11 protein-coding genes are annotated in these 15,234 nt (G+C 59.9%); 4 read left to right on the top strand and 7 right to left on the bottom strand.

Annotated features, from left to right (window positions below):
• A partial coding sequence (locus ABX749_RS04360; RefSeq protein WP_372894920.1) for an ATP-binding cassette domain-containing protein occupies positions 1–377 on the bottom strand: 377 nt, incomplete at its 3' end.
• A gap of 12 nt (positions 378–389) precedes the next feature.
• On the bottom strand, positions 390–1,595 hold the full coding sequence (gene lhgO / locus ABX749_RS04355) for an L-2-hydroxyglutarate oxidase (RefSeq protein WP_372894919.1): 1,206 nt from the start codon (positions 1,593–1,595) through the stop codon (positions 390–392).
• 90 nt (positions 1,596–1,685) lie between these two features.
• Here lhgO and ABX749_RS04350 point away from each other — a divergent pair, with 90 nt between their 5' ends.
• Together ABX749_RS04350 and ABX749_RS04345 are read left to right on the top strand one after the other, a co-directional pair.
• Positions 1,686–3,017 carry a DUF58 domain-containing protein gene (locus ABX749_RS04350; protein WP_372894918.1) on the top strand — a complete coding sequence of 444 codons (1,332 nt, stop codon included), beginning with the start codon at positions 1,686–1,688 and terminating at the stop codon, positions 3,015–3,017.
• Entirely contained in the window at positions 3,004–5,562 is a 2,559-nt protein-coding gene (locus tag ABX749_RS04345) for a DUF3488 and transglutaminase-like domain-containing protein (protein ID WP_372894917.1), read from the top strand. Before ABX749_RS04350 ends, ABX749_RS04345 begins: the two co-directional genes overlap by 14 nt.
• Positions 5,563–5,567: 5 nt before the next feature.
• Here the strand turns inward: ABX749_RS04345 and ABX749_RS04340 are convergent, their stop codons facing one another.
• Positions 5,568–6,806, bottom strand: a complete 1,239-nt coding sequence (locus ABX749_RS04340; RefSeq protein ID WP_372894916.1) for an HDOD domain-containing protein — start codon at positions 6,804–6,806, stop codon at positions 5,568–5,570.
• 384 nt (positions 6,807–7,190) lie between these two features.
• Here ABX749_RS04340 and ABX749_RS04335 point away from each other — a divergent pair, with 384 nt between their 5' ends.
• Entirely contained in the window at positions 7,191–7,655 is a 465-nt protein-coding gene (locus tag ABX749_RS04335) for a hypothetical protein (protein ID WP_145213061.1), read from the top strand.
• A 126-nt stretch (positions 7,656–7,781) separates the two neighbouring features.
• Here the strand turns inward: ABX749_RS04335 and ABX749_RS04330 are convergent, their stop codons facing one another.
• Complete coding sequence (locus ABX749_RS04330) at positions 7,782–8,810, bottom strand: type II secretion system F family protein (protein ID WP_372894915.1); 1,029 nt, start codon at positions 8,808–8,810, stop codon at positions 7,782–7,784.
• Positions 8,811–9,135: 325 nt separating this feature from the next.
• Entirely contained in the window at positions 9,136–9,420 is a 285-nt protein-coding gene (locus tag ABX749_RS04325) for a hypothetical protein (RefSeq protein ID WP_372894914.1), read from the bottom strand.
• Between the two features lie 152 nt (positions 9,421–9,572).
• Between ABX749_RS04325 and ABX749_RS04320 the strand changes: the two genes are divergently transcribed.
• The gene (locus ABX749_RS04320) at positions 9,573–10,406 is read left to right on the top strand and encodes a sensor histidine kinase (protein ID WP_145213070.1); all 834 of its coding nucleotides are present in this window, start codon (positions 9,573–9,575) and stop codon (positions 10,404–10,406) included.
• A gap of 30 nt (positions 10,407–10,436) precedes the next feature.
• On the opposite strand, the gene ABX749_RS04315 is transcribed toward ABX749_RS04320, so the two are convergent.
• Entirely contained in the window at positions 10,437–13,685 is a 3,249-nt protein-coding gene (locus ABX749_RS04315) for a tubulin-like doman-containing protein (RefSeq protein ID WP_372894913.1), read from the bottom strand.
• 46 nt (positions 13,686–13,731) lie between these two features.
• Positions 13,732–15,057, bottom strand: a complete 1,326-nt coding sequence (locus ABX749_RS04310) for an AAA family ATPase (RefSeq protein WP_145213076.1) — start codon at positions 15,055–15,057, stop codon at positions 13,732–13,734.
• Between the last annotated feature and the right edge of the window lie 177 nt (positions 15,058–15,234).

Here is a 15,234-nt window from a genome sequence, read left to right as displayed (position 1 = left end):
GACTCCAAAGCATGTTCGGCGGCCTCACGTCGCAGTCGGCTGGTGCCCCGGCCGATCAGCTCCAGCGGCAACAGGACGTTTTGCAGCGTGCTCGCCCACGGCAGCAGTGCGGGTTGTTGAAAGACGAATCCGATCTGTCCTTCGCTGGCGATGGCGACCGGATCGAGTTCGACTCGGCCTTGGTTCATCGGTTGCAGGCCTGCGATCGCGCGAAGCAGCGTCGTCTTGCCGCAACCGCTGGGGCCGATCAGTAAAACAATTTCCCCGCTCTGGACCGTCAACTCCACACGATCGACCGCGACCGAGGACGGAGCGAATTGGACCGTGACGTCACGGCAATGGATCGATGAGGCGGCCGGCCGATCGTTGGTCATCATTGCGTTCACGCTTCAGCGCTCGACCTGGTCAACGATGGTTTGGGCGATCGCCAACGATGCCGTCGCCGCGGGCGACGGTGCGTTCAAGACATGCACGGCCGCGTCACTCCGCTGAAACAGAAAATCGTCCACCAATTCCCCGTCACGCGACACCGCTTGGGCACGCACACCGGCGCGGCCCCGAACTAGATCGGACGCGGTCAAACAGGGCATCAACTTTTGCAGTGCGGTGACGAAGGCCGCTTTGCTGAGCGAACGGTGCATTTCTCCCAGCCCGGTTTTCCAATGTCGCAGTGCCAGTTTTCGAAACCCGCCGAATCGAAGGGTTTGCGCCAGGTCCGTCAGCCGAATGGTTTTCCAATCATAACCCGCGCGCGAGAACGCCAGCACGGCATTGGGGCCGCACTCCACACCTCCGTCGATCATCCGCGTGAAGTGCACGCCCAGGAAAGGGAACGATGGATCGGGGACGGGATAGATCAGGTTTCGAACCAGTGTTTCGCGGCCGGGCGCCAATTCATAGTATTCGCCGCGGAACGGCACGATTCGAATTTCCGGCGAAATGCCGGACAAGGTTGCAATTCGATCACACTGCAATCCGCCGCAGTTGATCATCATCGCGGCGTGGAAGACCTGGCCGCACGCGGCGGTCAGACGAATCGATTGAGCCCGGGCATCGACTGCCACGATTTCGGATCCGAACACGATCCGCCCGCCGGCGTCTTGGATACAGCGGGCCAGTCTCTTGCACACCGTCGCGTAGTTCACGATCCCGGTTTCGGGCACGTGCAGGGCCGCGATACCGGCCGCATTGGGTTCCAGCTCGCGCAATTGATCGCTATCAAGACGTTCGTAAACGATGCCATTCTCGGTACCGCGGGCGGCAATTTTTTCCATCGACTCCAATTCGTCGGAATCGGTGGCCACGATGACTTTGCCACAGCGATCCCAAGGAATCTGGTGTTCCTCGCAAAATGCTTCCATCGCCGCTTTGCCGGTGCGACAGGTCGTCGCCCGAATGGAACCCGGTTTGTAGTAGATCCCGGAATGCAAGACACCCGAATTGTGGCCGCTTTGGTGAGCGGCGACGTCGGATTCCGATTCGACGACGACGACCGAACAGTCGGGGAAACGCTGCACCAGACGCCAGGCGGTCGCAAGCCCCACAATGCCGGCGCCGATCACAATGAAGTCGTTTTGATCGGCGCTAGAGGGCATCAGGACGAGCGGTACAATGGAAGGGAGCGAACGCAAATCGGCCGGTCGTGATACTATAGCCTTAGAAAAACCTCTCCTCCAACGGTACTGATGGCGACAAGTCGATCCAAACCGCTGTTCCGCTACCGCATCACGCGTCTGGGATTCCATTTTTTGTTCGTCGCCTTGTTCGCGATGATCGGCGGGTCGCTGCGCGGATTCAATTTGTTGCTGGTGCTGGCGGGATTGCTGATCAGCATCGTTCTGTTGCAATGGCGGCAGGGACGCCATGCGATTCGGCAGGTGCGTTTTCATCGGCATGAGGTGAGCGGCGTGTTTGCCGAGACACCGATGGCGGTCCGCTATGAGATCCACAATGCGGGACGGTTGCTGCCGCTTTGGTGTTTGCGCATCGAAGACCGTGTGACCGCACAGCGAGACGTCGATGCCGATCATTCCGGCGAATCCAGTGACGATCCACTGCCAAGACCACAGGAATCAGAACTCCGGCAACCGGTCCCCTTGATCGGCAGTGTGGGCCATGTCCCGGCCGGTCAGACGCGTGGCATGTCGGTGATGTGTCGCTTCCATCGTCGCGGCCGATACCAGTTGGGGCCGGTTGTCGTCTCCACGACGTTTCCGTTCTGTCTGATGAGTTGCGAACGGCTTTCTCGTGAGACGGTCGAACCGCTCTACGTCTACCCGCGGCTGATCACGTTGCGTCGCGGGTGGAAGTCGCTGTTGCCGCCACGGCGGGGCGGGGACGGTCATCGGTCGACCGGTGGAAGCAATGAAGACGGTGAGTTCTTCGGGTTGCGTCCCTGGCAATCGGGCGATCACATCAAACACATCCACTGGCGGACGACGGCGCGGATCGGCGAACCGGCCGTGCGACAATTCGAACAGCGGAACCGACATCAAATCTGTCTCGTCGTCGATGCGGTCAACCGCCCAGGGGCACCCGGCGTCGTCGAGCAGGTTTTGGAAGTCGCTGCGACACTGATCAATGAACTGGCGTCACCGACCAGTTCGGTGGCGTTGCTGGTCGCTGACGCCTTTGTCGCCGACGCATCGCCGCGTTCGAACGTCCATGCATCGATCAGCGCGGATGCCACGGCGTTGCTGGAGCGTCTGGCCATTGCCAACCCCGTTCATCTTCAGGCGTCGCAAGACGATCCGTTGGCCCGTGCGGTCGTCGATCGATCGTCCCAGCTTCAGGCTTACGATCTGGTGGTGGTCAGCCCACGAGGATTCAAAGACGCGTGTCAATCGTCGGATCGGTCCAGCCAACAGGCGTTGTCGGTGTGGCGGTACTTTGATCAACGGTCGCGGCTGGCTTGGATCGACGTCAGCTCGCCGCCGGTGCGACGATTGTTAGCCATCGACGCGGACCGTGTGGCGAGCGCTGGCAAGACGGAGGAGGCCGGGTATGTCCATGACTGAGCGGGACACCGCGGATCTTCCCGATTCGTTGCGTGGCGAGTTGCTGGCCGTGCCGTCGGTGCGGACGCGATTGGAATTTCAGTTTGCGTTGTTGTCCGCGGCCGGCGGGTTGGTGTTGGCTGGCGGTCAAGGCACCGAGAGCATCGCCCTGCTGGCTGTTTTTTCTGCGGTCGTCGGATTCGTGTTCGTCGATTGGTTGCGTTTGATCGAATTGCCGCCGATCGGGGCGTACTTGGCGATGGCCGGCGCCGCGGTGTACTGCGTGCAAGATTTCTGGGGGCTGCAACAGCGGGGCGAACCGCAAATGGTCTCCGTGGCGTTGTTGTTGGTCTTGGTCCAAGGCGTGTTGATGCTGCAGCGCAAATCGCGGCGCATTTTGGAACAGTTGGCGGTGTTCTGTTTGCTGGAGTTGGTTGTCGCGGCGATCTTCAGTGATGCAATCGGCTTCGGCGTGTGGATGATTCCGATCGCGATTGTCGGCGCCAGTGCGCTCAGCTTGCTGGGGTTGGTCACGATGATGGAGAGTATCGATGTGACCTTGGACCGACCGGTCCCCGAGCCTCCCAAAACCAGACTCGGACGTTTCGTTCAGTTCATCATTGGGGGCCGTGACGACGTGCCGCCGCGCAACGCGATTGTGGCCACATCATCGCCGGAATCGGTGATTTCGATTTATTGGGCGGCCGGGCCTTGGTCGCGCTACGCCCTGCTGGTGCTTTCGCCGGCAGTGATTGTGATCGCGGCGGCATTTTTTTACGTCTTGCCGCGTCGTGTCCAGCCATCACGATCGACCGCGCGTGGTCCCGCCATGGTCGGATTCGATGATGAAGTGCGAATGGAACAATTGGGCCCGGTGATGCAAAACGCTGACCCGGCGTTGCGGGTCAAGTTGACCGACAAGGACAGCGGTGAACCTTACATGATCAACGACAGTTTGTATTTGCGGGGGAAAGTGCTGGAGTCCTACGAAGTCGACTACTCCAGGGACCGGCCGATCGCCAAGTGGGTCTCAACCGACCAGAATTCGATCAGTCGCCGCGGCCGCATTCCCAGCGCCGATCGCCCCCGCGGAAGATCCGACCGCACGCCGTATGACCGTGTGCATGTCAAGATTACGTGTGAAGCGATGAGCCGGCCGGCGCTGTTTTCGATCGCTCCCTACCATCAAGACGGCGACGCAATCGACGTGGTTCACGCGATCGATCGCTGGACATTGGCCCGCGAATCTTCCGCGCCGCCGTATCCGCGTATCAGTTACGAATTCGGCACGCACGCGTTTTCCGATGGCATTCAGACACGCTGGATCGCTCAAGCGTCGGAGTCGGAGCGAGTGATTTTGCCCTACGAACTGACTCGGCAACAGAGGTTGAACAGCCGCGCGCCGCGGCCGAAACGGGACTACGAAACCGACTTGCTTCGAATCGATCGCGCCAGCGTGCCGACCGCGGTCCGGTTGGCGAGCGAGGTCTTGGACGGCATCAGTGACGACATCACGAGCGCCCCCCCCAGCCTGTCGCGTGCAGCGGTGGCGATGGAGCAATACTTAAAGACCGATCCTGCGTTTTCCTACACGTTGAACTTGGACGCGACACCGATCCCCGGTGTTGATCCGGTCGAGCAGTTTCTGTCGGTCGATCGACGGGGTCACTGCCAGTACTTCGCTTCGGCACTGGCATTGATGCTCCGCAGCGCCGGGATTCCCTGTCGCGTCATCGTGGGGTACCGGACGGAGGAATACAACAACATCGGCAAGTACTACATCGCCAGACAGTTGCACGCCCATGCCTGGGTCGAAGCGTTGATCGAACGAGACCAGATTTCGGCGGACGGTCGCCTGACCGATCTCGCGGCCGGACGTCTAGGCGGTCAGCGGCGATCACCGCGGTATTGGATGCGACTCGACCCGACACCCGCGGAAAGTGCACTCGACGACGGAAATCCGGAGGGCGTGGATGGACTGTTGAACTTGGCGAACAATGTTTGGGAAGATTACGTCGTCGAGATGGATGCGCAACGCCAACGCGATGATCTGGTGCAAGCGACCGGACTGAACGACGTTCGAAGTTCGTATCAACGTCTGTGGAGCGATCTAAAAAACAAATTGGCAGCGATCCGCGCCGGGCGACTGGAGGGCGGGGAGATCGATTTGCCTCTGCAGTCCTTGGCGATTTCCGTCATCATCGTCGTCGCCGTGATCGCGATGCTCGCCATGTTGCTGCGGTTGCGATGGCCGCAGTTTCGACGGCGCGGCAAGGCACGCGGAGCGGCACACGCCCTGCAGCCCCGGTTGCCTTTTTACGCCGAAACACTGAAACAACTCGGACGCGCCGGGGTCACACGACGTGCAGACGAAACCCCGAGTGAATTGTTGCAACGCGTGGGACAGCGTTATCCCGATTTGCAGTTCTTGACCGACGCCTTTGAACGCTGCCGATATGGACAAACCGAACTCGGCAATCGGGAATCGATCGAACACGCGCTCTCGGCATTAACGGCCGACGTTGAGGGACAACTTCTGGCGGAGCAATCGGCGACGCGTCCGTGAGCCGTTTAGAGACTGATGTCTTGCGGGAGCGGTGCTTTGCGCGACTCGTCGTTTCGCTTGCCCACGTCGGAGCACAGGTTGTGCCACGATTCGAGTTTTTCGCCACACACGACCATCTCGAAGTAGCGGACCAGCTCGTCATCTGGCGTGGGCAGCGGCAACTGGCTGCCGGCCCGGCTGAGATAGTTTGACGCGACCACGGCGGTCAGCGGCGAGAACGACATCTCGTATGCTTTGGTCGGCGTGTGATGCAAGGCGACGATTTCGATAATCGTTTGCGGCAGCCCCCAGACGCTGAGCAGGTGGGCACCGATGGCGGCATGATCGGCGCCGAAGATCTGACGTTCGGCCCGCCACAACGGGATGTCATCGATCTCCGCTTTCAATGCCGCTTGGGCACACGTTTTGGGGTCGATCGAATGCAGCACGAGCTTGCCGATGTCGTGGAGCGTGGCCGCGGTGATGGCGTCTTCGAGAGCCTGGGAATCGAGTCGTTCCCGTCGGCCGATCAGCTTGGTCATCCGGGAGACTCGCAAGCAATGTTGCATCAACACTTCGGCGGAAAACCCGTTCACACCGAGTGCTTCGAATTCCTGGAAAATGCCGATCGCGAGAACGAGTGACTTCAGTGTCGATGCACCCAGCAACGAAACCGCTTTGATCGGGTCGGAAATATGATGGCTTAAACAGAAGATCGCCGAGTTGACCAGCTGCAGTACCTTTGCCGTCATCACGGCGTCCTTGGCGACGATCTTGCCGATGGACGAAATCGAGGCGTCTTCGTTACGCAGTGCGTTGGTCAGTTCTCGATAGACCGCCGGGACACTGGGCAATCGAGAAAGCCCACCGACCAAACGTTGCAAGGAATCGGAAACCAAGACGTCACGCAACGCGCAGGCGCGGTCAATCGTCGTGCGAAGTTCTGATGCGTCGCACGGTTTTGGCAAAAACTGGTGCATCGCCATGATCGATCGAAGCACGGCATCGCGATCGGATGGCTTGGACAGAACGATCCGCACCGTGTTGGGATAGTGCTTGCTGACATAATTCAACAGCGCCGCGCCATCCATCCCCGGCATTCGCATGTCGGTGACCACGGCGTCGTATTTGGCGGTCGCCAACATCTCAATCGCCTGTTCGCCGCTGGTCGCGAAATCGCAATCCCAATCGACATCCTCCGCAATCAGCTGCCGTTCCAGCTGGCGCAGCGCCTGCGGCTCATCATCGACGAATAAGACGGTCACCCTAGCCGACTCCCGGTAACGCAAATCAACGTGATTTGCAATGAAACGTTATTCAAAAAAGCCGTCGACCGCTGTCGGCTGACCTTTTCCTCATGGGAACGCTAACACGCGGTTCACCATGAACCGGGGAAAGCCACCACGTTGAGGGATTTCCTTCGCCGTGTGTCCCTCACGCGGTCTGAACACATCGCTCTTCCCGTGTGCGTCGCTGCACACCCTGATGGGAATTTGTGTGAAATCGGTTCTCGACGGCGTGTTGCCGTTTTCGGTGCCCGACGATTTTGCTACTGAAGAATGATGGATGACGCTTGTCCATGAGACTTCGATCCGTGGTGTCGCCGCCGGGAAGCTTGGCTGCGATGCGCTTCAGCACTAGGCTTTGAAATGAGATTCAAATTCGTCCTGTTGGCGATTCTTGCCAGCATACCGCTCGCCATGCTCACCTGGGCCGATCCGGTGGTTCAGCCGATCGAACGATCCGAAGGCGTGCTGATGCGTTCCAAGTTGAAACGATCGCAGCACGTTTTGGAGGGTTTGCTTCGCAAAGATTTCCCCGCGATCGCCCGGGGCGCGAAGGAGATGAAGTTGATCAGCGAAGCGGCCGAATGGCCGAGGGCTCGGGACACGGTGTACGAGCATTTCAGTGCCGAGTTTCGTCGTCAATGCACTCAACTCGAAGAGCTGGCCGAGCAAGAGAATCACCAGGGTGTGACGTTCACCTACTTGCAAATGACGAACCTGTGCATTCAATGTCACGATTATGTTCGCGATTCATTGCGGGTCGCCGAACCGAGGGGACGTCACGGCGTGCAGCTGATCCCGGCCGAATGGCCCGAAGGCAGTCAGTGACAACTGCCGGCGTCGGACGGGACGTTGAAGGCGGTCAGCCGTTTGGCGCGAGCCCACGGGCCCCAACATACGGAAACCACGCGTCACGTCGCGGCATCGCCCACCAGCAACCCTTCGTTTGGTGTTTTAGTTCAATCCCGCTGCTTCGTTGATCGCGCCCAGGTACATCGACGCAAAGCGGAAGATAAAGAAGATCAGGATGCCGGCGACGGTGAGCCAAATGACGCCGGTGGCGATGCCCGAAAGCGTTCGCATCGCCATTCTGGCTCGCTCTTCATACTCGACCGCCAAGTGGTCGATGGATTCGCTTTCGGTGCCCGACATCTCGGCGACTTCGACCAGGTGCAAAAACGGATCGGGAAACAAGTCGGTCGCTCGCAATCCGCCGGCGAGCGTGTCACCCCGATCGCGGATCGCCGCCTCAAACATTTCGCCGCCGCTGCGGTAATAGTCGCTGTCGGTGCTATCCAAACTCAGTTTGACGCTGCGGATCGGATCCAAGCCGGCGCCGAGGGCGAGCGAGAGGGTGCGGGTGAATCGGGACAGGGTGATCGTTTGAAGCGAAGGGCCAAATTTGGGAACCATGTACAACAGCGGAACCAGGTTCTGGACGCCGGCGAAGTTCTGTCGATAGGCGTAGTACAGCGACCACAGGATGGCGGCGACACAGGCGATGTAGCCCCAAAAAATCAACACGCCTTTGCCACCGCGAAGCCCGAATCCCAAGATGTCCATCATCTGGCCTCCGGTGGACGGAGTCAGGATTCCCATCAGGTAGATCACAATCGAGATGACGCCCAATCCGAGCACCAGCTGAATCACCGGCCAAGCGATCGAGGTCAGAAACAGACGTCGGAGCGTGACCTGTTGCTCGAAGTGCGTCGCCAACGTCAGGAAGGTGCGTTCTAACGTGCCCGTGCTCTCCCCGACACGCGTCATGGACACCATCAAGCGAGGAAAAAAACTGCCACGCTGTTTCATCGCGTCGCTGATCTGAAAGCCCGCTTTGACACTTTCCAACACATGCGAAATCGCTTCACGCTGTCGTGGCGAACCGTATTTGGTTTCGGCTTGGAGCAGTCGCAGGACATCGGCACCGGCGCGCAATCCGATTCCCATCCGCCGACAAAACCCGCCGGCTGCTGCTATCCCCATTTGCCTAAAGAACATCCGCTACGCCTGAAAGATCGATAAAAAGAGGTGATGCCAGTGCCCAAGCCCCCACATTGTATCGATCAGGCCGCACGCTGCGCGGTGCAAGCGACGTTCCGCCGGGCCCGTCGTACTCCCCCACAGGCTGGCCGCTGTGACTCTGACTCTACGCCGCGACTGTGGCTCTAGGCCAATACCACTAAATCGACAAGGTTTTGACCAGAGCTGGGCCCGTAGGCTCGCGTCAAACGGCTGATCATCAATCGACATCGGCCGGTTCGCGTCAGCGTCTGGGCGCCCGTAAATCTCGATTTAGCGGTATTGGGATCTAGGCAGCGAGTCGGCCTTCGCGGCGGGCTTCGCGTTGGTTGCAATACGACGCGATGATCTCGTCGATCTGCTCCAGTTGTTCGCCGGTGGAGGCGGTCAGGTCGAGAAACAGGATCTTTTTCGGGCCGATTTGACACCAGCCGGGCATTTGGTCGTCCAACACGATCTTGCGGACTTCAAAGCCCATTTCTTTGGCGGTGCCAATCGCTTGGGCCAATCGCTGGACGATATTGGGAGATTCGGTCACAGAACGTGGGTGGGACTGTTGGGGCACGGTTGGCATCTCTTTCTCCGGAAACTTTTCCGATTGTGCGGGCCGTCACCAGCACTGGCAAGCTTTGCCTGCGGCCCAGGACGGGGTGTAGCAAATCATCCGCGGCAGACGATAGGTCAAAGGAGTCACGATGCAATCGCCAGCCAACCCACCCGGGGATCATGAACGCACCCAACGCCATCCCAACGCCGCCTGCGACGTCAAACCCCTCGTCAAGCGGCAAACCGGTCTCCACCGGTGCGCTGGCCGGTGGTTCCCCGTTGAGTGACGAGCAGCAGTACATCCAACACCTCAAAGCCCAGCTCCGGCAGTCACAATCGATGGCCACCCTGGGTGAATTGACGAGCACCGCGACGCACGAATTCAACAACGTGTTGATGACGATCATCAACTATGCCCGGCTCGGGATCCGCAATCGCGACGACGCTTCACGCGACAAGGCGCTCGGAAAAATCCTGGAAGCGTCCGAACGTGCCTCAAAAATCACCGGCACGATCTTGGCCCAGGCACGCAATCGCAGCGAATCGTTCGAACCGACCGACCTGGGCGGCCTGATCCTGGACACCCTGGTCCTGCTCGAACGCGAGATGAACAAGTACCGGGTGTCGGTGACGACCGAAATTGAGCCGGGAGTGGCCAAGGCGATCGTCAGTGGCAATCAGATCCAACGCGTGTTGCTGAATCTCTTGATCAACGCCCGCCAGGCGATCGGCGAATGTGGCAACCTGTTGATCCGGCTGGCCAACAGTGAGGACCCCCAGTGGGTCGAATTGGTCGTCCGGGACAGCGGGTCGGGGATCCCTGCGGAGACACTGCCGCAGATTTTTGATCCGTTCTTTTCGACCAAAGTGGGTCCCGACGAATCGGGCAAAGGCGGCACGGGGCTGGGACTGGCTGCGTGTAAAGAGATCATCGACGCGCATCGCGGCAAGATTCGTGTCGAGAGCACGGTGGGCGTCGGGACGGCGTTCACGATTCGTCTGCCGCGGGCGTGAGCTCCCATCCACGAAGCAACGACCGGATCCTCAGCCCCAATCCAGATCGCATCGTGTAGCGAGACGATCGCTGATGCGACCGTCGTCACCGGTCAAGGCGTCCAGCCAAGCGAGCACATTGTCGAGTTTGATGTCCCGCGCTTCATGGATGAGCATGGGCATCGCAGCCCGCGCCTGGAAAGTGGTCAGCGCCACATCGTTCGAGCTGGGGAGCTGCGACTGCAACGTCCGCTGTTCCGATGCATCGCGACTGATCAGGTAGATGCGTTGTTTGCCGCCACATTCCAACAGCGGTGGTCGAACGGCTTCCAACGCGGACTCCGCGGTCAGACTGGGCGGTTTGCTGGGAGACGACCAAGAATGGGTCTGCGTCATCGCGACCGGATCGGATTGCGGGTTGAAGCAGGTGGTCTTGCCGAGGACAAGTTCATCGGTCGTTGCGATCGACGACGTTTTGGTGTCCAGGCAGTCCGAACCGCGTGACTCAGACGCCCGGGAGTCGCAGGTCTGCGAATCGCCCAAGGCCGCAATCCCCTCGCGGATCAGACCGGCCGCGATGATCGACATTTCGTTGACCACCGTGTCCGCGGTCACGCTCGCCGGGGCTTGGATGATGCGGAACAGTTGACTGACGGCGTTGGCGGTGTGGAGTCGGTCCACGATGCCGGGCAGCTGGTCGCGAATCGATGGGGGCAGCATCGACCATTGGTCAACCGCTCGGCTGTCATCGTCGGCCAGGTTGGCGATCGCCTGGGCGAGACGGGTCGAGGCGTCGACATAGGTTTCGGTGAGGTCGGCCAGTTTCTCCGCGAGCGTCGTCGCGACCGATGCGGCGGCGCGGCAGGCGATGATTCCGACCAATTGTTCGCCGATGCCACAGGCGCTGCGGAGTGATGCCATCGGCCGTTGCGGTGGCTGGGCACCGACAGTCGTCGGTTGGCCCTCCGACGCTTTGCCCTCGTCGGCGAGTTGGCGAAATTCGTCTTCGGATTTCTGCAGCAGTGTCTGCTGAAGTTCGGTCAGCGCGTGACGGATTTCATTCAGCCCGGTCATCGTCGACGACAGGTTGAGTCTGGTGTCTTGGATTCGAGCGTTGATTTCGCGTTCGATCTGTTCGACGATCTGTCCGGCCAGCACCTCGGTCTGGTCCAGATCGATCACACCTGTCAGCCATTTGACCAGATGCGACCTGACGGCGGCGGGATTCTTGAGCAGCGACGGATCCAGGCTGCCGAGTCGTTCCATCAGTTTGCCACGACGTTCTTGGCGGTTGTTGCCGAACCATTGTTCGGTTTGACCGCGCAGCGCGTCGCCGTCCAATCGGCAGCGTCGCCACACACGTGATGAAAACTCTTTCGCCGCGGGCTTTGCATCGCGCGGGTTGCCCAGCCATCGCAGCAACAGCAATTTAATCGCATGAGGCGCCAGCAGACTTGGTTGTCGTTCCCCGGGGTCACCGATTTGGGCGACGCACAGGGTCCGAATGGTCCGCTGCCCCGATGGTGAATCGTCTTCCTCGAGTCGTCCCCTGGCAAACAGTTCGCCACAATCGCTCGCATCGGCCCACAGGTAATCGACGACCGAGTGCAGCGGCGAGGGGGCACCGGGCCGATCGGACTGGGCGATGACATAGGTGTGGTGCAACGGTGTTCGCGCAGCGGGCACACTCGGCCACCCCACGCCGGCGTCTCCGGGATAACTGTTGCCCGGCATCAAGAAGTGCGCCAATTCTCGGATCGCGGATTTGGTCGAGTGCAGGGCGAGCGGTCGCGAGGGATCGCCTTGGAATCGATTCGTCGTCAGAAACGACAAGATCGGCTCGTTTTCCATCGCCGATTCGTCGAGCAAATGACGCAGCAAGTAGACGATGTCGAGATACATTCCGCTGCCGGTCCCACCGGTCAAGGAGCCGACGACATAGATTTTGGGTGGGGCGTTGTCGCCGCTGGCGACGTTCAAGGCTTTGACCGCGTCACGCAACGTCTGCATCACTTGTTCGCCGTGATCGACCAACGCCAGACGCCCCAGTGGCCGCATCCCACCGGTATGGCCGTTTCGTGGCACGTTGTAGATCCAGCGTCGCGAAATGGTCTTTAATCGCTCCGTCCCGCTGTTGCGATACTCGTTGGGCGTCCGCAGTCGGGCTTCGACGACGCGGCAGCGCGGGACCACGTCGGTGCCGTCGACCATCAACGCGGTTTGCGTGGTGACGGGGTTGGTATCGATCAGGACGCTGTGCAGGACGACGGGAGATCCGGCGCCGAATTCATAGATCCGCGACCGCAACTCGCTGAGACAATCCGCACCGGTGCCGCCCAAGGCGACCACCAAGGCTTGGCATTGATGCACATCGCTCGCCGAGCCGACGGTGCCGTCGAGTTGCGGCAGGTTTTCGACCGCGTGGGCGGCCGGTTCGGTTGCCGCGGCTTCGACGGTGTGGTCCGCGGCGGCGGCATGTCCGGCGTGGGGACGCAGCAGTTTTTCAACGAATTCGGTGCAGGTGGCGAAACGCCGTTCGGGCGACTTTTCCAGTGCCCGTGCCACGCAGGGGCGATCGCTTGCCGGCAGCGGCTTCAGATTCGGCGCGTTGTGAACATGCTGGGTCGCCAGCTGCGCGATCGTCCGTCCGCTGAACGGCCGCGTGCTCGTCAGCAGTTCCTGGTACATCACCGCCAGACTGTATTGGTCACTGTGAAGGCTGGGGCGTCCGTCAAAGACTTCCGGCGGCGCGTAGATCGGCGTCAGCCCGCCGACCATGCTGCATTCGACGTCACCGAGATCTTTCAGCAAACCGAAGTCGGCGACTTTGACCCGTCCGCCAACGATCAGCAGGTTGGCCGGTTTGATATCCAGGTGCTGAAGCTTGTAGAGTTGGTGCAGATAATCCAGTGCATCGGCGGCATCTTTCATGTAACCGAGCAACACGTCGCGGGGGATGTCGCAGGAACCGCGGCCCTGGTGTTGCTTGAACACGTCCTCCAATGACCCGTCGGCCAACTCCGTCACGATGACCAATTGGTTTTCGATCAGTTCGAATCGTTCCAGCGTCAGAATGAACGGGTGCTGCACACTCTTGATCCGTTCGAGCGACTTCAGTTCCTGTTCGGCGCGTCGTTCGTCCTGTTGTCCGAAAACGAACTTGACCGCTTTCTTCAATCCACCGGGGGCGACGGCACGCCAGACTTCGCCGTACCCGCCACGGCCGATCCGTTTTTCCAGCACGTAACCTTCGATCGGCTCGTAACCTGCTTGAATACGTTTCGATTTGACAGTTGTCATCTTCCGTTGCTCTGGTGGACTCAGCTCTGGTGGATTCGGGTGGCCGCTACAGGTCGCTAAAGTAGCTGCGGCAAGCGCGTTCCAGGTATTCCGGGCGGATACCCAAGGGCAGTTGTCGGTACCGGCAAAAGGCTTCGATTTGTTTCAGCAGATCGCGTGGATGGCAACGCCGGGGCTTGCGAGATTTTTTCTGATAGAACGACAGTAGATATTCCGCCGCCTCGGGAGTTTCCGGAAATCCCATCTGTCGGGCAACCGTTTTCATCAGTTGCCGATACTCATCCGGCCCCGGATCGCCGACAAAAATTTTGTAGGGCACGCGACGCAAAAACGCTTCGTCGACCAGGTCGCCCGGATCCAGGTTGGTCGAAAAGATCAACATCTGTTCGAATGGCATTTGGATCTTCTTGCCCGTGGGAAGGGTCAAGAAATCGCAACGGTTCTCCAGCGGAACGATCCAGCGATTGAGCAATTCTTCCGGTGCGATGCGTTGGCGTCCGAAGTCATCGATCAACAAACAGCCGCAGTTGCTCTTCATTTGCAGCGGCGCTTCGCAAATGTTGCTACGGGCGTCGTGTCGGACTTCCAAGTTTTCCATCACCAGTTCGCCGCCGACCATCACCGTCGGTCGTTGGATCCGCAACCAGCGGCGGTCCCATTCCTGAGCCTTCAAAATCTTGGCGGCGGTTTCGGGCACCGGTGCGGGGCGATGAAAGGCATCGTCTTGAAGTTTGATCAGGTTGCCGTCATCCAGGATCGCGTGCGGGATCCAGATCTCCTGGCCGAGACATTGTGTCAAGCAGCGGGCGATGGTGGTTTTGCCGTTGCCGGGTTCGCCGAACAGGAACAGTCCGGTGTTGCTGTTGATCGCCGGCCCGATAAAGTCCAGCAAGTCTTGCTGGTAGGAGATCCCCGAAAGCGCTTGACGCAATTGGTCTTGGGTGACCGGTTCCAAACCGGCCGACTGGGCTTCGACGCTGAGCACATAATCCGACAGCGGGACGGGCGCAGGGCCGACATAGCTGCACTGCTTCATCTGAGCGGCGGCGCGATTCTGCCCCAGTTCGGTCAACGAATAATAGTAGTCGTTGAACGGCGCCGGACGGACGTGCGCGATCATCTTGCGGGTTCGCATCACATCGAGCAGCGGATCGACCACCTTGAAGGGCAAACCGATGAACTCCGACAGGCTGCGTCCGCTGAGCGTGCCGACGCTCAACACGGATTTCAAGATCAACCCTTCGATAAATGAATCACTCAATCCGGTTTCGGAAAGTGATTGGGTCTCGGCAGGCCAAAAGGTATCGTCGGTCAGAAGGCTGCCGAGCAGGCCCGCATCAACGGCATGGGTTTCGTGGATCGCGGCGTTCATACCGAATGAATGGATTGGGAAGTGGGGTGGGTGTCGCAGGATGTCCTCGGAAGGATCGGATCCTGGGGCGCACGACAGATGTCGCAATCACCGGCGGGGCGATCACGGACAGGTTCTGTCAACGCGATTGCATGAAAACTAGCTCATCAATAGCCGGCGTCACGGCGATTGCGTCCG

Origin of the sequence: Stieleria sp. (genome assembly GCF_041595215.1) — a bacterium.
Lineage (GTDB): Bacteria > Planctomycetota > Planctomycetia > Pirellulales > Pirellulaceae > Stieleria > Stieleria magnilauensis.
Note: the sequence above shows the minus strand (reverse complement) of the source record. Positions and strands in the feature narration are given on the sequence as shown.